Genomic DNA, 25,804 nt, shown 5'->3' with positions numbered 1-25,804 from the left:
ATTGATCAGCTCGTTTGTATATCGTATTATAATTTAATATATTTTTAATATTAATAGGAGGGGAATAGGGGAGGAATGGGAGCGGAATGGGAGCGGGTCACAATGTGAATGCAATAAAGTAAATAAATAATAGCGAATATTTGCATTTGTTAAATGATGTCCGGGATCGTTTTTGAACATGCCTCGTGTCTGTTTCTTTTTCAAGAGAAGAGGCGTGTTTAAGCCGGGCTTTTTCTTTGATATTCCGATGTTTTTTTATAATTTTGCGGTTCGTAAATTACAAAGAGTAATAACTAAAAGAAAGCAGAATGGTAAAGATTAAATTTCCCGATGGGAATGTAAAAGAGTTCGAGTCCGGGGTAACCGGCATGGACATAGCTAAGTCGATTAGCCATAAGCTGGCTAAGGAAGTGTTGTCTATATCCGTAAATGGCGTCACGTGGGATTTGATGCGCGGTATAACAACTGACTCCGAGATTAAGCTATATACATGGGACGATGAAGAGGGACGCCATGCTTTCTGGCACTCATCTGCACACCTTATGGCAGAAGCTTTGCAGGCTATTTACCCGAATATCAAGTTCGGTATCGGTCCGGCAATTGAAAATGGTTTCTACTATGACGTGGACCCGGGAGAAGGTGTTGCTATCCAAGAGAAAGATTTGGTGGAGATCGAGAAGAAAATGTTGGAATTGGCAAGAAAGAACGAGGAGTATTGCAGGATAGACGTTAGTAAGCAAGAGGCGTTGAATCATTTTTCATCGCTCAATGAAACATATAAAGTAGAGTTAATCAACGATTTGGAAGACGGAACAATCACGTATTACCGTCAGGGTGATTTCACGGACTTGTGCCGCGGACCACACTTGCCCAATACATCCTATATCAAGGCTATCAAGTTGACTTCAGTTGCCGGGGCATACTGGAGAGGGAACGAACATAACAAGATGTTAACCCGTATATACGGTATCACTTTCCCGAAACAGAAAATGCTGGACGAATGGCTGGTATTGATGGAGGAGGCAAAACAACGCGATCACCGTAAGATTGGTAAGGAAATGGAGTTGTTCATGTTCTCGCAAGCGGTTGGTTCGGGACTTCCGATGTGGTTGCCGAAGGGAGCCATGTTGAGAGATCGTCTGGAAGCTTTCTTGCGCAAGGTACAGAAGAAGTACGGTTACGAGCAGGTGATCACCCCGCATATCGGTAACGTGAACTTGTACAAGACTTCAGGACATTTCCAGAAGTACGGTAAAGATAGTTTCCAGGTCATCACGACCCCGCAAGAAGGCGAGGAATTCATGTTGAAACCGATGAACTGCCCGCACCACTGCGAGATGTACAAATTCAAACCGCGGTCTTATAAGGATCTTCCGGTTCGTTTTGCAGAATTCGGTACGGTGTATCGCTACGAGCAGAGCGGGGAATTGCACGGGTTGACAAGGGTTCGCGGGTTCACGCAGGATGATGCTCACTTGTTCTGTACGCCCGATCAGTTGAAAGAGGAATTCAAGAAAGTAATCGACATTATTTTCACGATATTCAAAGCGTTGAGTTTCGAGAATTTCACCGCGCAGGTTTCTTTGAGAGACCCGAATAATAAGGAGAAATACATCGGAACCGATGAAAACTGGGAGAAAGCCGAGAGTGCTATTATCGAGGCTGCTGCCGAGAAAGGATTGAAAACAACTGTCGAGTTGGGTGAGGCCGCATTCTATGGGCCGAAATTGGACTTCATGGTGAAGGATGCCATCGGGCGGAAGTGGCAGTTAGGAACGATCCAAGTGGATTATAACTTGCCGGAACGTTTCGAGCTGGAATACACGGGTGCTGATAACCAGAAACATCGTCCGGTAATGATTCACCGGGCTCCGTTCGGAAGTATGGAGCGGTTCGTGGCCGTGCTGATCGAACACACAGGTGGAAAATTCCCGTTGTGGTTGACTCCGGACCAGGTCGTGGTACTCCCGATCAGTGAAAAATACAACGATTATGCTCAAAAAGTTGTAAATTTCTTAAATAATTCCGACATTCGCACCGTTTTAGACGATCGTAACGAAAAGATTGGTCGTAAGATACGTGATAACGAGTTGAAAAAGATTCCTTACATGTTGATTGTCGGGGAACAGGAAATGAACGAAAATAAAGTTTCTGTTCGTCGTCAAGGAGAGGGAGACAAAGGAGCTATGACAACGGAAGAATTCGCAGAAATGATAAATAAAGAGGTAGAAGCTCAGTTGAACTCTATCTACAATGAATAATAATAAAAGGAGGATTAATTATAGCAAGAACAATGGAAATTAGGGGCAGAGGTCAAAATGACAAGCCACAGCACAGAGTGAACGAGCAAATTCGGGCTGCTTCTGTGAGAGTCGTTGGTGAAAATGTAGAAGCGGGTGTTTATCCTTTAAAAGAGGCTTTAGCCATGGCTGAAGCTGCCGGAGCTGATCTGGTAGAGATATCCCCAAATGCCGATCCACCTGTATGCAGGATCATTGATTACAGCAAGTTCCTGTATCAGTTGAAGAAAAAGCAGAAAGAGATTAAAGCCAAGAGCGTGAAGGTCGTTGTAAAGGAGATCCGTTTCGGGCCTCAAACAGACGATCATGATTTCAATTTCAAGTTGAAACACGCGATCGGGTTCCTGCAAGAAGGTGCGAAGGTAAGAGCCTACGTGTTCTTCAAAGGGCGTTCGATCCTGTTTAAAGACCAGGGGGCTGACTTGTTGGAACGCTTTGTCAATGCGTTGGAAGATTACGGGAAACTGGAATCCGCTCCCATGCTTGAGGGAAAGAAAATGATCGTGGTTATTGCTCCTAAGAAATAATGGAAGTTTAGAGTTTAAAGTTTAGAATTTAGAATGAATAGATCCGCGAATCTAAAATCATTCCATTATTGGATTTTTCAATCTGAAATCTAAAATCATTAAATCTAAAATCGATAAGGGATATTTTATAATTACATATATTCTGAAACAAATTAAAATTAGAACAAATGCCAAAGATGAAGAGTGTGAGCAGTGCAAAGAAAAGATTTACTTTGACTGCTACCGGGAAGATTAAGAGAAAACATGCTTTTAAAAGTCATATTTTGACCAAAAAAGCAACCAAGAGAAAAAGAAATTTGACTCATACAGCTATCGTTGACGTGGCTAACGACGCAACCGTGAGAAAAATGCTTTGTATCTAAGAAATTTAAAAAAAAACAGTAATTAACCAGGATGTTACGCCAGTTAAGTTCCTTGAGGGACGCTAACATTCAAAAAACAAAAGATTATGCCAAGAGCTAAAAATGCCGTTGCTTCAAGAGCACGTAGAAAAAAGGTTTTAAGTCAAACCAGAGGTAACTTTGGTGCAAGAAAAAATGTCTGGACGGTTGCCAAAAACACGTATGAAAAAGGCTTAACGTACGCGTACCGTGACAGAAAGAAGAAAAAATCAGAATTTAGAGCGTTGTGGATTCAGAGAATTAACGCCGCGGTTAGAATGGAAGGTTTGTCTTACTCTAAGTTTATGGGCTTAGTTCATAAAGCAGAGGTAAACATGAACCGTAAAGTTCTGGCTGATCTGGCTATGAATCAACCGGAAGCTTTCAAAGCAATCGTTGCGAAAGTGAAAGAGTTAGCTTAGTAATTATAAAATATCAGAAAAGGCTGCCCTCGGGTGGCCTTTTTTTATTTTTAAATATTACCTTTGTAAGACAGTGGTACATTATTTTTTAATTCAATATAATGAAGATTGCATTACTTGGATACGGGAAAATGGGGAAAACGATAGAGCGTGTGGCTCGTGATCGCGGGCATGAAGTCGTGTTGGTCGTGGATGAGAATAACCGGGCTACATGTACGGATGATCAATTGAAACAGGCTGATGTCGCGATTGAATTTACAACCCCGGCCGTGGCAGTCGATAATTATAATTGGTGTTTCCGTAATCATGTTCCGGTGGTATCCGGTACGACGGGATGGCTGGAAAGATGGAGGGAAGTGATGATGTCACGCGAGCAATTAGGGGGAGCATTTTTTTACGCGTCCAATTATAGTATCGGGGTGAATATATTTTTTCATCTGAATCGTTGGCTGGCACAGACCATGGCTCGATTTTCCGATTATAAAGTTTCTGTCGAGGAAACCCATCACATCCACAAGCTGGATGCTCCCAGTGGAACAGCCATTACTTTGGTAAAAGATATTTTGGAAGAGCATCCGGAATACTCGTCTTGGGTACTGGATGAAGGAAAGGTCGGTGCGGGAGAATTGCCCGTGAAAGCCAAAAGAGAAGGTGAAGTTCCGGGGATTCACACGGTAACTTATAAATCGAACGTGGATGAAATCCAGATATACCATTCCGCTTATTCCCGGGATGGTTTTGCCCAGGGAGCCGTGATGGCGGCTGAATTCCTGATGGGGAAAAAAGGTGTTTTTGGAATGGAAGACTTGTTGAAAATTTAGAATGAAAACTGAAATAACAAACTCCTTCCCCCCTTCGGGGTACTCCCTCTATAAACAGAGGGAGAGTTGAATGCTCCCTGTCTTGGGGAGAGGTTACCAGCTCCTCCTCTGTTTATAGAGGAGGTGGCAGCGAAGCTGACGGAGGAGTTTAATTTAATAAATCAAGAAATATATGAGTAGGATATTGACAAATAAATGGTTTAAATTAGGGTGCGTTCTTTTCGTGTACCTGCTGTGGACGTTATGGATCGGGAGCTGGTGGTTGTTATTAGGTGTGCCTGTTCTGTTTGATATTTATATCACGAAGAAGGTGCATTGGGCTTTCTGGAAGAAGAAAGGAGTGGAAAAACAGACCAAGACGGTGGAGTGGATCGATGCTTTGATCTTCGCTATTATCGCGGCTACATTGATTCGTATGTTTTTCTTCGAGGCGTACACGATCCCGACTTCCTCTATGGAGAAGTCCATGCTGGTCGGGGATTATCTTTTCGTGAGCAAAGTGGCTTACGGACCGAAATTACCTAATACCCCGTTGTCAGTACCGTTTACTCATCATACCCTGCCTTTCACCCAGTCAACGAAAGCTTATTCAGACTTGATTCAATGGCCTTACAAACGGATTGCCGGGTTGGGAGAGATTAAACGTGAAGATATTGTCGTGTTTAACTTCCCGGCGGGGGATACGGTAGTCGTCGGAAGGGAAAACCCGGATTACTATTCGCAAATCAGGGGACAGGAGGCTGCTATTCGGTATGTGGCACAAGAGAAGGGATTGAGTGTAACCCCGGAGGAGGCCTGGTCTATCGCTCGTAAACAGATTTGGCGGGAGAACGAGATTATCGCCCGTCCGGTAGATAAGCGGGAGAATTACATCAAGCGATGCGTCGGGATTCCGGGGGATGTTCTGGAAATGAAGGATGCCGTACTTTACGTGAACGGGAAGAAGTTGGAGGATAAAGATAAAATGCAATATAATTATGATATTATCGTGAATTCTCCCTTTAATAAGGTAAAGTTGCAAGAGATGGGGATTTCCATGGAAGATATTAATGGTGGTTATATGGGGAATAATCATTACGTGTTGCCTCTGACGGTTGAAATGGTGGAGAAAATTAAGAAAATGCCGAACGTTCTGTCGGTGAATCATCAGGAGGATGATGGACAAATATTCCCGTATAGCCCGAATTACCCGTGGACCCGTGATAATTTCGGACCGTTACCGATCCCAAAGAAAGGGGAAACTATTGACCTGACGTTGGAAAATCTGCCGCTTTATGACCGTATTATCGGGGCATACGAGGAGAATAAACTGGAGGTAAAGGATTCCGTTATATATATTAATGGCGCCCCGGCAGATAAATATACTTTCAAGATGAACTACTACTGGATGATGGGGGATAACCGTCACAATTCGGCTGACTCTCGTTACTGGGGATTTGTTCCTGAAGATCATATTGTCGGGAAAGCTTATTTTATCTGGCTTTCTCTGGATAAGGATAAATCCTTCCTAGGTAAGATACGTTGGAACAGGATGTTCCGGTTCATACATTAAAAAAAGCGGCATGTGCCGCTTTTTTTGTTATTATATTTTGTAACTTGTCATTGTTTTAAAAAATTACATTATGACTAAAACTAAAAATAAGAAAACATTTGTATTAGATACGAATGTGATTTTACACGATTACAGATCCATCTACAATTTCGAGGATAATGATATTGTTATTCCAATCACGGTATTGGAGGAGTTAGATAAGTTTAAACGCGGGAATGACCAGATTAATTACCATGCCCGTGAGTTTGTCAGGGAATTGGATCAGATTTCCGGATCAGATTTTTTTCTAAAAGGAGCGCCGTTAGGTAAGGGAAGAGGGCGTTTGTTTATCCAGACGGGAGTGCCTTTCTCTCCCAAAATGAATGATTCTTTTAGCGAGGATATTCCCGATCATCGAATATTGGCTATTGCTGAATATATAACAGAGAAGAGAGAAGGAGAAAAGGTCGTTTTGGTGTCGAAGGATATGAATTTGAGGATGAAAGCGAGGTCTCTGGGAATTTTGGCAGAGGACTACAAGACCGATCAGGTGAAGGACTTGGAAGTGTCGTTAAACAAGTGTATAGAAACAAAAGAGGATTTCTCTCAAGAGTTGATCGCAAAGCTTTACGAAAGCGGGGAGGCAGGAGTTCCGGTAGAGACGTTTTTCCCGAAGGAAGAAATTAAAGGAAATAATTACTATATATTGAAGAATGGTAGTAATTCGGTATTGGCTTGTTATGATCCCGTCCGGAAAGTGGTGCGGAAAGTGGAGAAGCTAAATACTTTCGGCATTTACCCGAAGAATTCGGAGCAGGCGTTTGCTCTGGATGCCTTAATGAATCCGAATATCTCGTTGGTAGCATTGAGCGGTAAGGCCGGTACGGGAAAGACATTATTGGCTTTAGCGGCAGCTTTGCAACAAAACAAGGCATTCGAGCAAATTTACCTGGCACGTCCGATCGTGGCCTTGTCAAACAAGGATTTGGGGTATTTGCCGGGGGATGTGAACGAGAAAGTTAGCCCGTACATGCAGCCTTTGTTTGATAATCTGGCCGTGATCAAGCATCGTTATAATATGCATAGCCAGGAAAACCGGTTGATTGAGGATATGTTGAAAGATGAACGTCTGGTGATTTCGGCACTGGCCTATATCAGGGGGCGGAGTTTGTCAAATGTCTTTTTCATCGTGGATGAAGCGCAGAATCTTACACCACATGAGGTAAAGACGATCATCACTCGTGCAGGAGAGGGCGTGAAGATGGTATTCACGGGAGATATTGACCAGATAGACTCTCCTTACTTGGATCGACAATCGAATGGTTTATCGCATTTGTTTGACCGTATGCAGGGGCAGGATATTTTTGCCCACGTGCATCTGGAGAAGGGAGAGAGAAGTTACCTGGCAGAAGTGGCAAGTAACTTGCTGTAAAGATAAAAACTAAAAGATAAAAGCTAAAAGTTCAATGATTTAGGACTATTAGCTTTTATCTTTGGGATTAAACTTTTATCTTTTAGTTTTCAACTTTTAGTTTTTTCAAGTGAATATACTGGGTTTTTTAAGTGCGGCCATTTTATTGACTTTGATGCCGGGGCCGGATATTTTATTCGTGATCACGCAAAGTATTACCCGGGGAAAGAAAGCGGGAATTATTTTTGCTTGCGGGTTGTGTACGGGGTTGATCGCTCACACGGCGGCTGTGAGTCTGGGACTTTCTTTGATTTTATATAATTCTCCGGTGGCATTCAGCATACTGAAATACATGGGGGCGGCTTACTTGATTTATTTGGGCGTGAAATCATATATCCACCGGAAGGAAAATTCGTTGGCTTTGCCGACTGCTACCGGGGTAGAATATAAACTGTACCGGAAGGGAATTCTGATGAATATACTGAATCCGAAGGTGCTGTTGTTCTTTATTGCATTTTTTCCCCAGTTTGTAAGTCCTGCCACGGAGAACCCGGCAGGAGAGTTACTGATACTGGGATTGCTTTTTATGGCACAGGCCATTGTTATATTCACGTTGGTAGCCTTGCTGGCCGACCGGTTGTCACGTCGGTTGATGCAAAATGCTCGATTCTCGTTGATCATGCATATCATCGAATCGTTGGTCTATTTTGCCATCGGAATCAGTCTGATTTTCGTGACTGTTTGATCAGAATTTTCTTAACCGAAGTATTCGAGGTATATAGGTCGAGATGTGACGGGCTTTCTTGGTTTCGTATACATCTGCAATCTTGATCAGAATTGCTGTTTCTTCCACACCACCAAAGCCCGGGTTTATGGCTGTCCCAAAGGATTTCATGGAAGGTGACAGGCTCATGTAGGCATTTACTAAGGGTGGGATATTTTCTCCATGTTCCCGGACGTAACGAGAGAGGATTCGATAATCCTCGTCATAATTATTTCCGCAGAGTATTTTCCCAAGTTTATTATCATCAATATGAATTTCCAATGGAGTGATCGGCTCGACAAGTCTTTCCGTATCTTTGAAGTACTTCCGCATAAAGAATAAGATCATGTCACGAGCCTCTATATTGAAACTGGTGTACATGGTTACTTTCCCGAAGAAGTATTCCATACCCGGATTCTCCACGGTAAGAGCGCCCAGACCGTCCCACAAGTTATCCAAAGCGAACAGGGATTTGCGTCCCATTTTTGTAGACTGGTACAAAGGTTGTACGAAAGAACGCCCCAACTCAATCATTTTAGTGAGATATTGCTTTTTGAAGGCCTCGGAGAAACGGAATAATTCAGTCGTGGCCAAGTTGGGTTCTCCCTCTTGATTTAAAGGAAGGTTGTCACATAAAATATACCGGTACCCGCCTAGGATTTCCTGCTCTTTCGGGTCCCATACGATTAATTGCTGGTAGGGAACCTGCTCGTCAACATCAAATGGATCAATGTCTACCTCTTTTCCAGTACCGCCCCCGGCAGTCCTGAAGGTTAATTCCCGTAATCTTCCCACCTCTTTCATCAGGTTAGGACTGTTGAAAGCATTAAACGAGTAAATCTCGTTTCCCCCTTTGTTGGTTTTACGAATGAATCTTTCTTCTGTCAGTTCTGCTAATAATTTCGCTTTGTTTACAGGATAGATGACTGGTTGCATAGTTTATGTAGATCTATAATTGGTAGACAATATTCTTTATCTCTTCCGCCCATTCTTTCGGTGTTTTACTTTTATCTAGGGTTTCCCATTTAATGGGTTTCCCGATGACAAGTGTAAAAGTTGAACCTTTCTTGTTGAATGTTTCCTTGGGGAGATACATCATTTCCAGATTAACCTTTAGTCCTATTTTGGTACGAAAGTTTGCTAAATTATAAAAGAATTTTGAATTTTCCGCTTTTACCCGTATCGGAATAATGTCCCGTTGGTATTTAACAGCTTTAACCACGAAACTTTTTTGCCATTCCAAATCTTTAACCACGCCTTTAACTTTGCGGCTTACCATTCCGGCAGGGAAGGTGATGATCTGGGCATCGGAGGCAAACGCATTTTCCAAATCCACGGCAGCTTCTTTGGCTAAGGCTCCGTGTTTGTTAACCGGTAAAAAGATATTATTCAGATTCTTGAGATTCATGAGTAAATCGTTTACCGGGAATTTAAGCTTTTTATATATTTTCCCCAAGAAAGAGATCAGAATGATACCATCCGGTCCACCGAGAGCGTGATTTGCGGCAAAAATATAGCGTCCGTCGGGGGCAGGTAAATTCTCTTTACCTTCGATGATGTAAGAAATATCAAGATATTCCAAGATACCTTCGGCGAAATCCAAGCCTTTTTGATCCCCGTATTTAGAGATGAAGTCGTTGATCTGGTCTTGGCAGATCACACGTTTTAAAAATGAATAAACGAATTTCGGAATCCAGCGGGCTAACTTCGGATTCTTACTTTTGAAAAGTTGTTCAATATATATCGGTTTAACAGTTTCTTCCATAATAAATGTGAATTGAATCTCCTTGTTTCAAAACTTTTGACAAAGATAAAAAACCTTATTCAATAAAATTCGTTAGAGAGGATATGAATTGAAAAATATGAACATTTTTAATGGATAGAATAAGTTAAACGCAAAAAAAGAGAACTATGAGAAAATTATCTTTGATAACGAGTGGAGTTATTTTGATGCTCTCTTTCTTGATGGTGGGGTGTAATACCATGAAGAAGTTGGAGAGAGAGGCCATCGAAACGGCAATTGTGGGGAAAGTTTCTCCTCAGCAGTTGACTGCGGTGGATGGGGTTGTGAATTTTAATTATAATATTGCTTTTGCTCCCAGGCAGTTTTATAAAAAGTTAATTTTGAAAGTGACTCCTAAAATGCAATATCCCGGTGGGGAAGAAGCGATGGAACCGCTTTATTTCCAAGGTGAGAAGGTGAAGGGTACCAATTACCCGGTGGTGGAATATAAAGGAAACACGTTGGGAACTTATAATTTATCATTCCCTTATCGTGACGGTATGCAAAAAGGGGTACTAATCGCTGATATTGAGGCGATCATGGGAAATAAAACTGTTGCGTTTACTCCGGCAATATTAAACACGAATGGGGTGAAGGAATGGAAAACATATATGTATTCTCTACCGAACAATCCGGATGCAATTCCTTTGTTTACCGAAACTTTTGTGAAAGATGTTCCGGCAACAGGTGTGGGAATCATTAGCGGGTATGTGTTATTCCCGTTATCTAAATCAGTGATTACAGATGCGCAGAAAAAATCGTCTGTTATGGCACAGGCTGCTCAAGAAATGAAGAAAATTCTGGCAGACAAAAATGCCAAGATTACCAATATGTTAATGTACGTTTCCAGCTCCCCGGAAGGACCGGAAAGATTAAACAAGAACTTGACCACGAATCGTTTCAATACGGCTAAGGCTTATTTCATGAAAGATTTGGGATTGGCTAACACGCCGATGGCAAAAGATACTAAATTTATCGTTTCCAACACGGTGAGCGAGAATTGGGAAGGTTTGTATATGTTGTTGAATGATTCCAACTTGAAGAATAAGGCACAAATCGTGAAGGATTTACAGAATGCCCCGAATTTACAGAAACGGGAGGCTGTTTTGGAATCGTATATTAAGACCGTACCGGAATTGAAAGATGTGATTCTTCCGACATTGCGGCGGGCTGATTTCTACATTTTCTATACCGTGCCTGAAGTGATGCAGGTGGAGGATCAGGTGACAACTTATTACGTACCTCAATTACAAGAGACTTCAGTTTTGTCAGCTCGTACGGATGTAAATTTGTTGAATGATTTGGCTGTCATTGCTATTCGTAACAAAGATTACAGAAAAGCTAGAAAGTTACTGGAATCGGCAGCTGTAATTAATCAAAAACCGGAAGTGCTGAATAATCTTGGTATTGTTTATCAAAATGAAGGGAATAATACTCAGGCTAAAGATATGTATACGAAAGCTTCTATAAAGAATGAGGCGAAGTATAATTTGGGAATGTTGTTATTGAAAGATAAAGAGTACAATAAAGCTATTCCTTACTTGAAAGCGATGCCGAATGTGAATCTGGCTTACGCTCAGTTGATGGCTAATGATAATCGTGCCGCTTTGGAGACATTGAAGAAGTTGAATCTGACGGAAGGGTACGAGTATTACATGATGGCCGTGGCTGCAGCAAGAGTAAAAGATGTACAGGTAATGGCTGTTGCTTTACAGAAAGCTATACAACTTGACCCGCAATTGAAAGAGAGGGCAAGTACTGATAAAGAATTTTATCCTTACGCTCAAGAAAGTATTTATTTGGATATTGTTGATTAAAATTGTTTGACTTTGCATTTTAAATCGGGCCGTAGCGAGAGCTATGGCCCGATTTGTTACAGGTTACAAGTTTGCAAGTTACACGTTATGACGAACCTGTAACCTGTTAACTTGTAACCTGTAACTTTGTGAAACAATTCATTGTTTCACAAAACCTTATCCGGATTCTGTTTGATAAAGTCACCCCAATCCTTGCATTTGGGATTTCCCGTGGTGGGTAAGTTGCCTTGTAGGTGGTGGCAATAGGCGATGGCGATGGCGTCTGTTTCATCCAAGGTGGAAATGGTGGTCGGTATCGTCATGAATTTGCCTAGCAAAAGGGCAATCTGCTCTTTGGAGGCCTCTCCTGTTCCCGTGATACTCATTTTAATTTTCTTCGGGGCATATTCGAAAATGGGAATATTCCGTTGTAGAGCGGCTGCGATGGCTACACCTTGTGCCCGTCCGAGTTTCAGCATAGATTGGATGTTCTTACCGTAGAATTGTGATTCGATAGCCAATTCGTCCGGATGGTAAGAATCAATGACTTGCAGTGTGCGTTGAAATACTCTTTGCAGTTTGAGATACGGATCGGTCATTTTTTTCATGTCAACGACTCCCGACACGACAAGTTCCGGTTTGCAATTCTTTCCGGTTGTTTTAAGAATTGCATATCCCATGAAGTTTGTACCGGGGTCTATCCCCATGATTAATTTTTCCATCTATCAGTTTTAGATTACAAATATAGCGAAAATCTGTCAGAATTTCGATTTATTCAATCTCTTCGAGAGTGGTACTGAAATATAAAAGATTCTCCCCGAACACATCTACCAGCATGTGCAATAACCTGTCCTTGTAGTTTTCTATAAAGATGGTGTATTCTTCGGCAGAAGGGAATATGAGTTGTAGGGATAGGGACAGGCCTTCTCCTTCACGAATCATGACACGGGTAAATAGAATGTCATTACAAAGGTTTTTGCCTTTGAGATAAGCGATGTAACCACCCCGGATAACCTGAATGAATTCCTCTGCAATGTTTTCGTCAATACTGAATGTCGTGTTGTATATAAAGCGCATATTAAGCTAAAAGATAAAAGTTAAAAACTAAAAGCTAAAAGATAAAAGATCCGTGAAGGATTAACTTTTATCTTTTAGTTTTCAGTTTTTATCTTATATAGTCGGTACCCATAAACCCACGGAGTACATCCGGTACCCGGATACCTTCCGGAGTCTGGTTGTTCTCCAGCAAGGAGGCCACGATTCTCGGTAATGCCAGGGCGCTACCGTTTAGTGTGTGTACCATGGTCGTTTTCTTGTCTCCCTTATCCCGGAAACGTAGTTTCAGACGGTTTGCCTGATACTCTTCGAAATTGGAAACAGAGCTGACTTCCAGCCAACGATCCTGTGCTTTTGAATACACTTCAAAATCGAAGGTTAGGGCAGAGGTGAAACTCAAATCACCACCGCATAGACGTACGATACGATAAGGTAATCCTAACTTGATTAACAGTCCTTCCACGTGTTTCACCATACCGTCGAGAGCCTCGTAAGACATTTCCGGACGGGTGATCTGCACGATCTCTACTTTATCGAACTGGTGCAGGCGGTTCAACCCGCGCACGTCTTTTCCGTATGATCCGGCTTCCCGGCGGAAACAGGCGGAGTAAGCCGTGTTTTTGATTGGTAACTGGTCGGCATCCACGATCATATCCCGGTAAAGGTTGGTTACAGGCACTTCTGCCGTGGGGATAAGATATAGTTTGTCCTCGTTCACGTAATACATCTGTCCGTCTTTATCGGGCAACTGACCGGTACCGAAACCTGAATCTTCATTAACGACAAGCGGGGGCTGCACTTCTTGATAGCCCGCTTTGGTGTTTTCTTCCAAGAAGAAGTAGATCAAGGCTCTTTGTAAACGGGCTCCCAACCCTTTGTAGACGGGGAATCCGGCACCCGTGATCTTCACACCTACTTCGAAATCAATCAACTGATACTTTTTCGCCAAGTCCCAGTGGGGAAGTTGTCCTTCTTCATGGGCAGGCACGTTATCACTGATTTTCACGATCACGTTGTCCGCATCACTCTTTCCGGGAGGTACGGAGTCATGTGGTAAATTCGGTAAACGAACGATGAGTGAGTTCAACTCGTTCTGGGTGCTATTATGTTGGGCAGTCAAGGCTGCAATCTCTTCTTTCAGACGGGTTGTATTAGCCCTTGCTTGCTCGGCTTCCTCTTTTTTTCCTTCTTTCATCAAGGAACCGATTTGCTTGGAGATGCTATTCATTTCGGATTGCTTGTTATCCGATTCTTTTTGTAAATTCTTTCTCTCGTTGTCGAGAGCGATAATCTTCTCAACTAATTCCTTGGCATCAAAGTTCTTCACGGCTAATTTCCGAATGACCGTGTCTTTGTTTTCCTGAATAAATTTAAGGTTTAGCATCTCTGGTAATTTTAAATTTTAGATTTTAATTTTAAATCATCGAAACGGGAACACGGATGTTCTTGTTTCGAGGCGTAAAAATAAAAAAAAACTCCTGTACTTTGTAAGGACAGGAGCTTAAATATGTTCATTTTTCTACTTATTCGGCGATAGCCTCAATAGAAACGTAAGATTTGTTGTCTTGTTTTTTTCTGAAAACAACTTTTCCGTCAATCAATGCGAATAAGGTATGATCTCTACCGATACCCACGTTTAATCCCGGGTTATGTACTGTTCCTCTTTGACGAACGATGATATTACCTGCTTTAGCAAATTGTCCGCCGTATACCTTTACTCCTAATCGTTTACTTTCTGATTCACGACCGTTCTTAGAGCTACCGACTCCTTTCTTGTGTGCCATATCGTTTTAAATTTTAGAAGTTACAAAATAAATTAAGCGTTGATAGCTTCGATTTGAATCTGGGTCATACATTGACGATGACCGTTTTTCTTACAATATCCTTTTCTTCTCTTTTTCTTGAAAACTATTACTTTGTCAGCTTTCACGTGAGATAATACCTTTGCCGTAACTTTAGCTCCTTCTACAACCGGAGTTCCGATTTTGATGTCACCTTCGTTGTCTACTAAAAGCACTTTGTCAAATTCAACTTGAGCGCCTTCTTCTGCAGTCAGTCTGTGAACATAGACTTTACGGTCTTTTTCAACTTTGAATTGTTGTCCTGCGATTTCTACAATTGCGTACATTGTTCTATTTCATTATTAAGTTAATACCGTGGGGTGGGATTCTTCCACTTGTTGTACCCCTGAGGTTAAATTTTCGCTCGGCAAAAGTAATAATTGTTTTTGTACGAACCAATAGTTTACCGAAGTTTTATCAATAATTTTATCTTTCCTCAAAAAACACTAACTTTGACGGGATTTAAGAAAACAGAATGGTTATGAAACATATTGCACGGCTGATATTGAAGATATTCGGATGGAAACTCAAGGGCGGCTTGCCTGCGGATAAAAAAGCGGTGGTTATATCCGTACCGCATACTTCTATCATGGATTTTATCTGGGGAAAGCTGACTTTTATAAGTCAAGGAGTTCCTACTTATATTTTAATGAAGAAGGAGTTTTTCTTTTTTCCGTTAGGACCGATATTAAGGGCTTTGAACGTGATTCCTGTTGATCGGGGGAATAAGGAGAATCATATCGTGGAGAGAATGGTGGAGGAATTCAAAAAACGGGATGTTATGTATTTGACTATAACCCCGGAGGGGAGCCGGAAAAAACGGAAGAAATGGAAAAAGGGATTTCTGGTGATAGCTAAGGAGGCTGGGGTGCCGGTGTATTTGGGACGTATTGATTACAAGGATAAATATTGCACGTGGGGCCCCCGCTTTGAACCAACGGGTGATCCGGATGCGGATTTGAAATATATCATGTCAACATACAAGGATGCGAACCCGCGTCACCCGGAAAACTTTTCCGCGGGCGATTAACAGAAATCATTATTGTATAATAAATAATAGTATATATGAATGTTGCGATCGTACAGGCACATTTGGAATGGGAGAATGTACCGGTGAACTTGAAACTTTTTAACAAGCGGATAGCAGCGATAGAAGGAGCAAACATAATCGTTTTGCCCGAGATGTTTGCGTCGGGATTTACCATGAAGGGAAAAGAACGGGTAGCGCCTTTTTACGAGGCTGTTTACCAGTGTATGCAGGAATGGGCAAGGGAAAAAGACGCGTTGATCATGGGATCGACCGTTTATTTCGAAGACGAGCATTATTACAACCGTTTGTTGGTGGCTTTTCCGGATGGTAAAATCTTGCATTATGACAAAAAGCATTTGTTCACGATGGGAGAGGAAAAAGAGCATTTCACAGCAGGGAATGAGTTGTTGGTGTTTGATTACCAGGGAGTAAGAATCGCACCGTTCATTTGTTATGATTTACGTTTTCCCGTGTGGAGTCGTAACACGTGTGGCTACGACTTGGCCGTGTACGTGGCTAACTGGCCGGAGGCAAGGAGGCAACCGTGGCAAATTTTATTAATGGCCAGGGCAATCGAGAATCAATGTTACGTCATTGGGGTGAACCGAGTGGGCGAAGACGGGGTAGGATTGAGTTATTCCGGTGATTCGGCAGTTATTTCTCCTAAAGGGGATGTCTTGGTTGCTTGTGAACCTTTTGCCGACGAGGTGAAACAGGTGGATATTGATTTGAAAGCTTTACGGGAATTTCGTGTGAAGTTCCCCGTGTTGGAGGATCGGGATGAATTTACAATTGAAGATTAATAATAACAGCTAAAAGTAAAGCATGAAAAGGATGTTTTTGGCAATAATCGGATTAAGTATGATGTTCGATTTAAGCGCACAAAAAAAGGTTTTAACCATGGAAGAGGCCGTGGTAGGGTATCATTTATATCCCCGGTCCAAGTATATTCAATGGCAAGGCGACAAGAATCAGTTGACCTATCTGGACCGGGAAGGTTTGATGGGTGAATCTGTCGATAAAGGTGAAAAGAGTGTATTGCTCACGGTGGCGGAATTGAACAGGATCTTGGGAGCCGAATTGAGAGGATTCCCTAATTTTTCTTGGTTGGATGATAACACTCTGGTGATAGCTCGTCAAGGGAGTATCTACCACATTGACGTTGCCAAGAAACAGGTGAAACAGAAATTTACATTCCCGAAAGGGGCTGCTAACGAGACTTATTCTAAAGCGGGTAATATGTATGCTTACACGATCGATAATAACTTGTATTACATGGACGAACGTGGAAATAGTTATACCGTTACCGCGGACGAGGACAAGAATATCGTGAACGGGCAGGTGGTTAGCCGGAATGAATTCGGAATTACGGGTGGTATTTTTTGGTCTCCGGACGGAAAGAAACTGGGATTTTACCGTAAAGACGAGAGCCAGGTAACGAATTTCCCGTTGCTGGACATCAATACCCGCACGGGCGAGTTAAAGGAGATTAAGTATCCCATGGCAGGAATGAAATCCGAGTTAGTGAGTCTTGGGATTTATGATATAGCTTCTGCTAAGACGACTTTTCTGGATGCGAATGATTTCGGCCGCGAACAATACCTGACGGGAATTACTTGGGCTCCGGAGTCTGATATGGTATATGTTCAGGTGCTTAACCGGGGACAGGATCATATGCGTTTGAATAAATATGACGCGTCAACGGGTAAATTGATTGCTACCTTATTCGAGGAAAAGTCCAATACTTACGTGGAACCGCAAAGCGGTTTGGTGTTCTTGGCTAACAACCCGAAACAATTCATTTATTCTACGAATAACCGGGATGGTTTCATGAACCTTTACCTGCACGATGTGAACGGTAAATTAATTCGTCGTCTGACAGACGTGGATGCAGACGTGGAATTCGTGGCTGTTGATCCTGCCGGGAAATATGTATATTATCTTTCATCGGAAATCTCTCCGGTGGAGAAACAACTTTTCCGGGTAGAGGTAAAAAGCGGGAAGAAAAACCGTTTGACGATGGAAGAGGGATGGCACAATATCACGATGAGTGGTGACTGTGCTTATTTCGTTGATAATTATAGTAGCATCAAAGTACCTCGTAACGTGGATCTGACGATGAATACCGGAAAGGTTGTACGTCGTTTGCAGGAAGTGGAGAACCCGAATAAGGATTACAATTTCGGGGAGATCACGTTGGGTAAGATTAAGGCAGATGATGGTAGTGATTTATACTATCGTTTGATTAAACCGATGGATTTTGATCCGAACAAGAAATATCCTGTGATTCATTACGTGTATGGTGGGCCTCATTCACAGTTGGTAACCAATACGTGGAATGCTTCCTTGCGGATGTGGGAAATGTATATGGCTCAACATGGTTACGTGGTATTCGTGATCGATAATCACGGTACGCCGAACCGCGGTAAGGCTTTCGAGGATATTATTCACCGTCAATGCGGACAAGTTGAGATGAAAGATCAGGTGAAGGGAATTGAGTGGTTGAAAGCTTTCCCGTGGGTGGATGCGAATCGTATCGGGGTTCATGGTTGGAGTTACGGTGGTTTCATGACCATTTCGTTGATTACTAATTATCCTGACATTTATAAAGTGGCGGTTGCCGGAGGTCCCGTAATCGACTGGAAATGGTATGAAGTGATGTACGGAGAACGTTACATGGATACCCCGCAGGAGAACCCGGAAGGATATGCTAAAACGAGCTTAATCGCCAAGGCAAAAGATCTGAAAGGTAAGTTGTTGATCTGCCAGGGAGCTGTTGACCCGGTTGTGGTTTGGGAACAGAGTTTGAGCTTTATCCGGGAGTGTATCAAGAATAACGTGCAGGTGGATTACTTCCCTTACCCGTGTGCCGAGCATAACGTGATGGGACGGGACCGGATTCATCTAATGCAGAAAGTGACGAATTATTTCGAGGACTACTTGCGGTAATTGAAAATGAAGAATTGAAAATGGGAGGGTGTGTTAAAAGGTATTTCAGCTCTCCCTCTGTTTATAGAGGGAGTACCCCGAAGGGGGGAGGGAGTTTGAAAAATACCTTTTGACACACCCTCTCCATTTATAGTATCTTTTCGTAAAGGCGGAATCTATGTAGTCCGTAGTCCCCCAAGCCTAAATCAACCGTGTCGATATAGTTAAAACCGAATTTTTCATACAGCTTGATGGCGGGAATGTTGTTTTCGTATACATCGAGCCGGATAGCTTTCATGTGTAGCTCTTTTCCCAACTCACAGGCAAAAGAGATCAGTTTTTTTCCTACACCCGCTTTCAGGAAATCGGGATGAACCACGAGAGTGTGGATCACGAATATTTTGCTGTAATCCGATTCGATCCCCCAAGAAGCCTTATTGTATGCCGGTTCCGGATGGTGATTTAAAATGATTGAGCCGATAATTCGTCCTTCCTGCCTTACCACGTGAAGGTGTTGTTCGTTAATCCCAGCTTCTGCGATTTGCCGAACGGGATATACTCCTTTGATCCATCCGGGGTGATTTATATCCGAGTCCAGAAAATCATTTAAATCATCGTATAGTCGTGCCAGTTCATCAATATCTGCGTGTACACCTTTTTCAATAACCATTTTCGTCATTTTTAAATATACGGGCAAAGATAAATAAATTACTATCTTTGTACCGAATTTGAAAAGTCATTTTCAATTTTCATTTTTCAACATTCAATTGTTTAGTCATGCGTATCGATATATTAAGTGTAGTGCCGGAATTGCTGGAAAGCCCTTTGAATCATTCGATTATTAAACGGGCGAAAGAAAAGGGAATCGTGGAAATCCATATTCATAACATTCGGGATTGGTCGAAAGATAAACACCGGAAGGTGGACGATTATTCTTTCGGGGGTGATGCTGGGTTAGTGATGGCAGTTCAGCCTATTTTTGATTGTATCAACGAGTTGACTTCCCAGCGACATTATGACGAGATTATCTATACGGCACCGGATGCTCCTGTTTTTAACCAGAAGACGGCGAACGAATTGTCATTGAAAGAAAATATCATGATTCTTTGCGGACACTACAAGGGGGTGGACCACCGGGTGCGTGAACATCTGATTACGAGGGAAATATCCGTGGGTGATTACGTGTTGACGGGTGGTGAGTTACCTGCCTGCATCATGACGGATGCCGTTGTACGCCTGTTGCCGGGAGCCATGGGGGATGAAACTTCTGCCTTGACTGATTCTTTTCAAGATAACTTGTTAGCCCCGCCTGTATATACGCGTCCTGCTGAATTTAACGGGTGGCGGGTTCCGGAAGTCTTGTTATCCGGTAATCATGCCTTGATTGACGAGTGGCAGGAGCAACAAGCATTGGAACGGACGAGGGCTTTGCGGCCGGATTTGCTCGATGAGTAAACGGAGAATCGAATGTCTTTGGCTATACACGTTAAACGTCTGAAATGTCTGTAAGAATTTTGCGTGTAATGAAAAATTCGTAAGTTTGTACCCAAAATAAGAGGGGCGTAGTTATGATAGTCAAAAACATGGACGAATTAGGGGAAATAGAATCCCTGTACAAGGAATATTACGGTTCCCTCTGTTATTACGCCTTGAATTATGTCTGTGATATGGAAGTTGCGCAGGATATTGTGCAAGATATTTTCGTACACTTGATCGAGGCCCGTCCGAAGTTCGAGACTTCTCTTCACGGACGAAATTTCCTTTATTTATCCGTTAAGAACGCAAGTTTGAATTACATCGATAAAAAACGGTCAAAACTCAAGTATCTTCACCTGCACAGGGAAGAGGAGATTATCGAATTGCCGGATGACGAGGTTTTTATCGCCGAGGTTTACCGGAAATTAAAAAAAGCGGTGGACGAACTTCCCCCGGAATGTCGGAAGATTTTTTACATGAGTTATATAGAGAATCAAAGTAACGAGATTATTGCCCGGGAACTTGCTATTAGCGTGAACACGGTGAGGGCCCAGAAAATGAGAGGGAAACAATTACTTCGTGAAAAGTTGAAAAATCTTTACGTGTTGATTTTTATTCTTCCGGAAGTGTTTAAGTAAATGGAATTATTTGCCTAAGTCATGGGATTTACTCGCTTGTTACCTGCCTGTTGTCTGCCTGTTAGGTGCTGTCACCGCCTTATTACCGCCTTATCGCCCGATTATCGCCGCCATTTTAACAGACGATAAGTAAAAATAACAGGGAATTACTTCCCGTTCTGACGTGCAACAAGGAATCCACGGTCAGACAAGAATGCACTTTCGTTTATTTATAACCATCTGTAAAAGTTGGATTCAGCTATGTTTCTCCCGGGACGATTGAACTTGTCGGGAGGACAGTTGTTTCTTTCTAAATAATCCTGTCAAGCTCATGGGTGGAAAAATTTTTTGAAAAAAAATTGCGTGTCATTTAGTCTTTCCCGGATTTTGCCTGTAATTATTGAAAAATGAAATAATAAAGATATTGACGATGAACTACCCAAAAGGATTAGAACAATGGATCGTGGAAATGCTGCAAGGCGAACTCGACGAGGAACAACGGCAAAAACTGGAAAGCTGGCTGGAAGAGGACCCTGCTAACCGGGAATTACTGGACAAAATCCGGGAGGAAAAGCGTTGGCAGGGGGGAATACGGCAAATCGCGTATTTCGATGATAAGATGGACTGGTCGGCTGTATTGCAGACAAGCTTTCGTCGCCGCCGGGTGATTCGAATGTACCGGGCGTGTGCTGTCGCGGGGATTGTCTTGCTACTGGGAGTCGGGGGTTTGTTCCTGATGCAAAAACCGGAGAAGACGCGGGTAATTATTGCACGGGTGCAACCACATGAGGTGAAGTTGAACACGGCGTCGGGAAAATCTTACTCGTTGGATCTTGCCGGGGATATTATAACAGAGGAGACCGTGCTGAAAAGTGATGGAAAGAAGTTGATGTTTGAAGCCCGGGAACAAGCAAACGGGAAGGTGGAGTGGAACACGGTTGACGTTCCCCGAGGGGGAACTTATAACGTGGAGTTGAGCGACGGGACCGAGGTGTTCCTGAACGCGGAAAGTATCCTTCGTTTCCCGAATAGCTTCGAGGAGGGAACGTGCCGGGAAATATGGATTGACGGGGAAGCTTATTTCAAGGTGAAGCGGGACGAGGCACACCCGTTCGTTGTCCACACGGGAAATATTGAAGTGGAGGTGTTGGGGACGGAATTTAACTTGATGGCATATCACCAGAATCCCGAGGAACACGTGACTCTTGTACGGGGAAAGGTGAAAGTCAGGGATTGTGAAAGAAGGGGGGAGGTTGTTTTGACCCCGGGTGTGCAAGCTGTTTTTGATAAAGACCGGGAAATAATGACTAGCCAAAAGGTAGACGTGGGGTACTACACGGCGTGGATGGAGGACCTGTTTGCGTTCCGGGAGACCCCGTTCGATGAAGTGATGCGGATACTGGCGCGGTGGTATGATTTCGAGTTTTTCTTCCAGAACCCGGATGTCCAGGATTTTATTTATTCGGGGAAGGTGGCGCGATACGCCACGTTGAACGAAGTTCTCGATGTCTTCCGGCAGACGGGTGATCTGGATTTCGACGTGAAGGACAAGGTGGTTATCGTGCGACGGGTGTCTTCGTTGTAGAGGTGTGATTTTTACATATAATCAATATATCAATTAAATAAATTTATGAGAAACATTTTAATTCACAGAAGATTTCATCGGGGGATGGGATCCGTTCTCCTGTCTCTCTTTTTCATGTTGGGGATAGGGCTTTCCGCCACGGCGCAGGAAAAAACGGTCTCGCTCCAGATGAAACAAGTATCTTTGGTCCAGGTGTTTGATCGGTTGGAACAAATGACCGGGATTCATTTCTTGTATAATGCGGAGGTGATAAAGGCTAAAGGCGTGGTTGATATAAACGTGACGAATAAAACGTTGGATGAGTTATTGAAAATTATCCTGGTCCCGAAGGGATTAACGCATTCTATCAATGGAAAGCAGGTGGTGATACGCCCGGGGGCGGCGGAGCCGTTACAGGAATTTATGATCACGGGGACCGTGACGGACGAAAAGGGTAACCCGCTACCGGGGGCAACAGTCCGCATCGATAGCACGTCGGTGGGTACTGCCACGGATGTCGCGGGACGGTTCACTCTTCGTTTCATGAAAAAAACTGGTAACTTGAAATTCTCGTTCGTGGGGTACAAGATGAAGACGATGAAGTTCGAGTCCGGTAAGCCGGTAACGGTGAAGTTGGACCCGGATGCGGCGGATTTGGACCAGGTAACGGTAATCGCTTACGGTAGCCGTAAAAAGCGGGAAATTGTCGGGGCTATTTCATCTGTCACGGCTGAAGATATTAAGGAGGTGCCGGCTCCCAGTCTCGAAACCTTGCTGCAAGGACGGGTCGCGGGGTTGGGTGTCTTCCAGCAATCGGGGTCTCCCGGTGGCGGGGGAAACAGCGTTGCCGTGAGAGGGTATAATTCTTTACTGGATGACGAGACGGGATATAAAAGTAGCGGGGCCCCGCTGTACGTGGTTGACGGGGTGCCGGTGAGTTCTTTTACCTCCCCGATCACGGGAACGAACACGATGGCTGAAATTGATCCTTCAACGATAGAATCTATCCAAGTGTTAAAGGACGCGGCTTCCGCAGCCATTTACGGTTCGCGGGCTGCCAACGGGGTGATTCTGATCACGACGAAAAAAGGAAGAGCGGGACGGGGAAAGTTCTCTGCCAATTTCTCTTACACGGGATCTATCTTGCCGGAGACCCCGGTGCAAACCGGGGGGAAGGGGGAACGCCTTTATCACATGGCTATGATGAAGGCCACGAAGAGTGCGTATTATGACGCGGAAACGGGAGAATATAGATACCCGTCCAACAAGTACGAGGCTGCTTTGAACGGGGCGAATTATGACTCATTCTGGAACCAAGGAAAGGGAATCCAGTCGGGAGGTGTGATGAAGATCATCCAGGATTCTCTTAACCCGTTTTTTAATAATTCAACGAACTGGTATAAACATGTTTTCCGTCCGGGAAGAATTTATAACGCCAATATCCAGACAAGCGGTGGAACGGAGACGATTAATTATATGATCGGGGCGGGTTTCTACAAGGAGGAAGGAATCATGCCGGGAAGTAATTTTGTCCGGGGAAATATCCTCACGAACCTGTCGGTTATTCCGGTCAAGAACCTGACAATCGATTCCCGTCTTTATCTTGCTTACACGGATAGAAGCAGGGGATCGGGTTCGGTAGCCGGCTTGGCGGAATCGTTCACAGTGGATCCCAAGAGTACGTCGACGTTAATGCCAGGGAGCGGGGAGATGTTTGACATCATGCTGAAAAAGTTGAATGGTAAAATAGAGGATAACACGTCCTATCGTTTACGGGCGAACCTGAAACTGGGGTACGAGGTCATCAAAGGATTGAATATTTCGACGTCTTTAGCGTTGGATTTTACGCAGGCGAACTTGAACACGTTTTCCCCGACGTATTTGGATCCCACGTATCACGAGGCGAAATCGGAGGGGGAGATCGGGCGTGACTTGACGTTGCTTAACGATAACTTGGTGAGCTATAATTTCTCGTTAAAGGAGGTTCATAATTTTGATTTATTACTTGGGTTATCCAATGAACGGAGTATGACGTGGTCTATTGGCGGGTACGGGCTTGGCTCTCCAAGTAATTCCATTCACTACGTGAGCGGTTCTTTCCCCCAGGAGATATATAATTCCGTGAGCGGGGTTTACCGGGCCATGCAGTCGTATAAATCTGATTTTAGTGAAACACTCATGCTTAGTTATTTCGGGCGAATTGCTTATAACTATGACACGAAATATTTGATCGAGGCCACGTTCCGCCGGGACGGGTCGTCCGTTTTCGGTTCTGATAATCGCTGGGGAACGTTCCCTTCCGTTGCCGCGGGGTGGGCGTTTTCGCAGGAAAATTTCATGCGTTGGGCCTGGTGGTTGAGTTACGGGAAATTGCGGGCAAGCTGGGGAAGGACGGGTAGCCAATTCGGGATTCCTTATCTTGCTCAAGGATTGATGAACGCGGGGAGCATATTTGACGGCGTGCAGGGGATGATGCCGGAAGGTATCACGAATCACAAATTGAAATGGGAAGAATCCGACCAGTATGATTTCGGGTTGGACATAGATATGTTCGAGTATCGTTTGGGTTTGACGATTGATTATTACTACAAATATACCCGGGATTTGATTTACAAGACTGTTCTCCCGGGCGATATGTACGGGCAGAACGGGGTGCAATGGCAAAATGCGATGGAAGTTTCTAACGAGGGGTTGGAAGTGGATATTAAATATGACGTGTTCCGGGACGGGCCTTTTACTTGGCGGGCACGTTTTAATCTGGCGAAAAACTGGAACCGTTTCGAGAAGAGTTACCTTGGGGTGGACACGGATGGCATGATTATCGGGAAGCCGTTAAATGGAATTTACCTATATAAAGATGGCGGGTTGATCCAGTCGGAAGGGGATATTCCGGTTGTTTACGGCGAGGATGGGAAGAAACACGTGCTTTCTCCCGGGGGTGACGAGGAATATTTTTACACGTTGGGAATGCGCAAACCGGTAGATATTAACGGTGACGGGCAGATCTCGGAAGATGATATTTATTACGCGGGTAGTTCTTTGCCCACGTTGTATGGCGGGTTCGCCAGCGAGTTGAAATGGAAAAATTTCGACTTGAATTTTTTGATCATGTATGAATTGGGGCGAAAGATGATTAACGCCGAGAAATGGCAAACACTGGCATCTCCAGATGCGGGAAGTAACCCGTTGTTTAGTGACGTGAAATTGGAAGATTTCTGGCAGAAGCCGGGAGATGATACGGAGTACCCCGCTCCCGGTATTTACCCGCAGGATGCGTTGCAGTACATGGGTGCGTTCGATTCGAATATTGAGAATGTTAGTTACATGAAGGTGAAACAGTTGACATTGGGGTATAATGTACCTTCGAAGTACGTGAAGAAGTTGCACTTGGATAATATCCGTGTGTTTGTTACCGGGGAGAATTTGCTGACCCTGGATAATTATTCCGGGCTTGATCCTGAAGTGGTAAATGTTCACACGGGTGTTGATCTCGGTCGGACTTACCCGTTGGCTAGGAAGTGGACCGTGGGTTTAACCGTGAACTTTTAATTATAAAGT

25 protein-coding genes are annotated in these 25,804 nt (G+C 43.6%); 17 read left to right on the top strand and 8 right to left on the bottom strand.

Going from position 1 to position 25,804, the window contains the following annotated elements; translation table 11 throughout:
• The first annotated feature begins 308 nt into the window (after positions 1-308).
• The 8 genes from thrS to F1644_RS02285 all read left to right on the top strand — a co-directional run bounded on the left by thrS (position 309) and on the right by F1644_RS02285 (position 8,137).
• Positions 309-2,261: a threonine--tRNA ligase gene (gene thrS, locus F1644_RS02320; RefSeq protein WP_117775061.1), complete on the top strand. Its 1,953-nt coding sequence runs from the start codon at positions 309-311 to the stop codon at positions 2,259-2,261.
• 32 nt (positions 2,262-2,293) lie between these two features.
• Positions 2,294-2,827: a translation initiation factor IF-3 gene (gene infC, locus F1644_RS02315; protein ID WP_027200084.1), complete on the top strand. Its 534-nt coding sequence runs from the start codon at positions 2,294-2,296 to the stop codon at positions 2,825-2,827.
• A gap of 167 nt (positions 2,828-2,994) precedes the next feature.
• Positions 2,995-3,189 carry a 50S ribosomal protein L35 gene (gene rpmI / locus F1644_RS02310; RefSeq protein ID WP_027200085.1) on the top strand — a complete coding sequence of 65 codons (195 nt, stop codon included), beginning with the start codon at positions 2,995-2,997 and terminating at the stop codon, positions 3,187-3,189.
• 86 nt (positions 3,190-3,275) lie between these two features.
• A complete protein-coding gene (gene rplT / locus F1644_RS02305) occupies positions 3,276-3,629 on the top strand; it encodes a 50S ribosomal protein L20 (protein ID WP_027200086.1) in 354 nt (117 codons plus the stop codon).
• A gap of 101 nt (positions 3,630-3,730) precedes the next feature.
• Entirely contained in the window at positions 3,731-4,450 is a 720-nt protein-coding gene (gene dapB, locus F1644_RS02300; protein ID WP_118302183.1) for a 4-hydroxy-tetrahydrodipicolinate reductase, read from the top strand.
• A 172-nt stretch (positions 4,451-4,622) separates the two neighbouring features.
• A complete protein-coding gene (gene lepB, locus F1644_RS02295; protein ID WP_087420429.1) occupies positions 4,623-6,002 on the top strand; it encodes a signal peptidase I in 1,380 nt (459 codons plus the stop codon).
• Positions 6,003-6,072: 70 nt separating this feature from the next.
• Positions 6,073-7,413: a PhoH family protein gene (locus tag F1644_RS02290; RefSeq protein ID WP_087420428.1), complete on the top strand. Its 1,341-nt coding sequence runs from the start codon at positions 6,073-6,075 to the stop codon at positions 7,411-7,413.
• Positions 7,414-7,522: 109 nt separating this feature from the next.
• Entirely contained in the window at positions 7,523-8,137 is a 615-nt protein-coding gene (locus tag F1644_RS02285; RefSeq protein WP_118302184.1) for a LysE family translocator, read from the top strand.
• Here F1644_RS02285 and F1644_RS02280 read toward each other — a convergent pair whose 3' ends face one another.
• Positions 8,138-9,091 carry a GNAT family N-acetyltransferase gene (locus F1644_RS02280; protein WP_087420427.1) on the bottom strand — a complete coding sequence of 318 codons (954 nt, stop codon included), beginning with the start codon at positions 9,089-9,091 and terminating at the stop codon, positions 8,138-8,140.
• A gap of 13 nt (positions 9,092-9,104) precedes the next feature.
• Entirely contained in the window at positions 9,105-9,920 is an 816-nt protein-coding gene (locus F1644_RS02275) for a glycerol acyltransferase (RefSeq protein WP_087420426.1), read from the bottom strand.
• 146 nt (positions 9,921-10,066) lie between these two features.
• Between F1644_RS02275 and F1644_RS02270 the strand changes: the two genes are divergently transcribed.
• The gene (locus F1644_RS02270) at positions 10,067-11,755 is read left to right on the top strand and encodes a tetratricopeptide repeat protein (protein ID WP_229782424.1); all 1,689 of its coding nucleotides are present in this window, start codon (positions 10,067-10,069) and stop codon (positions 11,753-11,755) included.
• Between the two features lie 146 nt (positions 11,756-11,901).
• Here F1644_RS02270 and ruvC read toward each other — a convergent pair whose 3' ends face one another.
• From ruvC to rplU, 5 genes are all read right to left on the bottom strand, one after another.
• Complete coding sequence (gene ruvC / locus F1644_RS02265; RefSeq protein WP_087420425.1) at positions 11,902-12,456, bottom strand: crossover junction endodeoxyribonuclease RuvC; 555 nt, start codon at positions 12,454-12,456, stop codon at positions 11,902-11,904.
• Positions 12,457-12,505: 49 nt separating this feature from the next.
• Positions 12,506-12,811, bottom strand: coding sequence for a DUF4286 family protein (locus F1644_RS02260; protein WP_118302185.1), 306 nt, complete (start codon positions 12,809-12,811; stop codon positions 12,506-12,508).
• A gap of 88 nt (positions 12,812-12,899) precedes the next feature.
• Positions 12,900-14,174 carry a serine--tRNA ligase gene (gene serS / locus F1644_RS02255; RefSeq protein ID WP_087420423.1) on the bottom strand — a complete coding sequence of 425 codons (1,275 nt, stop codon included), beginning with the start codon at positions 14,172-14,174 and terminating at the stop codon, positions 12,900-12,902.
• A gap of 139 nt (positions 14,175-14,313) precedes the next feature.
• Positions 14,314-14,574 carry a 50S ribosomal protein L27 gene (rpmA, locus tag F1644_RS02250; protein WP_087420422.1) on the bottom strand — a complete coding sequence of 87 codons (261 nt, stop codon included), beginning with the start codon at positions 14,572-14,574 and terminating at the stop codon, positions 14,314-14,316.
• 32 nt (positions 14,575-14,606) lie between these two features.
• Complete coding sequence (rplU, locus tag F1644_RS02245; RefSeq protein ID WP_027200098.1) at positions 14,607-14,918, bottom strand: 50S ribosomal protein L21; 312 nt, start codon at positions 14,916-14,918, stop codon at positions 14,607-14,609.
• Positions 14,919-15,112: 194 nt separating this feature from the next.
• Between rplU and F1644_RS02240 the strand changes: the two genes are divergently transcribed.
• From F1644_RS02240 to F1644_RS02230, 3 genes are read left to right on the top strand one after another with little or no spacing between them, the layout of a single operon-like run.
• Positions 15,113-15,661, top strand: coding sequence for a 1-acyl-sn-glycerol-3-phosphate acyltransferase (locus F1644_RS02240; protein ID WP_027200099.1), 549 nt, complete (start codon positions 15,113-15,115; stop codon positions 15,659-15,661).
• 35 nt (positions 15,662-15,696) lie between these two features.
• Positions 15,697-16,464 carry an amidohydrolase gene (locus F1644_RS02235; protein ID WP_118302186.1) on the top strand — a complete coding sequence of 256 codons (768 nt, stop codon included), beginning with the start codon at positions 15,697-15,699 and terminating at the stop codon, positions 16,462-16,464.
• Positions 16,465-16,486: 22 nt separating this feature from the next.
• Positions 16,487-18,610 carry a S9 family peptidase gene (locus tag F1644_RS02230; protein ID WP_118302187.1) on the top strand — a complete coding sequence of 708 codons (2,124 nt, stop codon included), beginning with the start codon at positions 16,487-16,489 and terminating at the stop codon, positions 18,608-18,610.
• A 127-nt stretch (positions 18,611-18,737) separates the two neighbouring features.
• Here F1644_RS02230 and F1644_RS02225 read toward each other — a convergent pair whose 3' ends face one another.
• Positions 18,738-19,259 carry a GNAT family N-acetyltransferase gene (locus F1644_RS02225; RefSeq protein ID WP_204247529.1) on the bottom strand — a complete coding sequence of 174 codons (522 nt, stop codon included), beginning with the start codon at positions 19,257-19,259 and terminating at the stop codon, positions 18,738-18,740.
• A 107-nt stretch (positions 19,260-19,366) separates the two neighbouring features.
• Here F1644_RS02225 and trmD point away from each other — a divergent pair, with 107 nt between their 5' ends.
• The 5 genes from trmD to F1644_RS02200 all read left to right on the top strand — a co-directional run bounded on the left by trmD (position 19,367) and on the right by F1644_RS02200 (position 25,795).
• A complete protein-coding gene (gene trmD / locus F1644_RS02220; RefSeq protein ID WP_087420418.1) occupies positions 19,367-20,044 on the top strand; it encodes a tRNA (guanosine(37)-N1)-methyltransferase TrmD in 678 nt (225 codons plus the stop codon).
• Between the two features lie 113 nt (positions 20,045-20,157).
• Positions 20,158-20,703: an RNA polymerase sigma-70 factor gene (locus F1644_RS02215; protein ID WP_118302188.1), complete on the top strand. Its 546-nt coding sequence runs from the start codon at positions 20,158-20,160 to the stop codon at positions 20,701-20,703.
• 10 nt (positions 20,704-20,713) lie between these two features.
• Complete coding sequence (locus F1644_RS02210; RefSeq protein WP_255378861.1) at positions 20,714-20,836, top strand: hypothetical protein; 123 nt, start codon at positions 20,714-20,716, stop codon at positions 20,834-20,836.
• 276 nt (positions 20,837-21,112) lie between these two features.
• Positions 21,113-22,267 carry a FecR family protein gene (locus F1644_RS02205; protein WP_118302189.1) on the top strand — a complete coding sequence of 385 codons (1,155 nt, stop codon included), beginning with the start codon at positions 21,113-21,115 and terminating at the stop codon, positions 22,265-22,267.
• 45 nt (positions 22,268-22,312) lie between these two features.
• Positions 22,313-25,795 (top strand): SusC/RagA family TonB-linked outer membrane protein, encoded by a 3,483-nt coding sequence (locus F1644_RS02200; protein WP_118302190.1) that lies wholly within the window; start codon positions 22,313-22,315, stop codon positions 25,793-25,795.
• Positions 25,796-25,804 lie beyond the last annotated feature (9 nt).

This window comes from Butyricimonas paravirosa (genome assembly GCF_032878955.1).
GTDB classification, from domain to species: domain Bacteria; phylum Bacteroidota; class Bacteroidia; order Bacteroidales; family Marinifilaceae; genus Butyricimonas; species Butyricimonas paravirosa.
The sequence above is the reverse complement of the archived record's forward strand: the minus strand, read 5'-3'. Positions and strand labels throughout refer to the sequence as shown.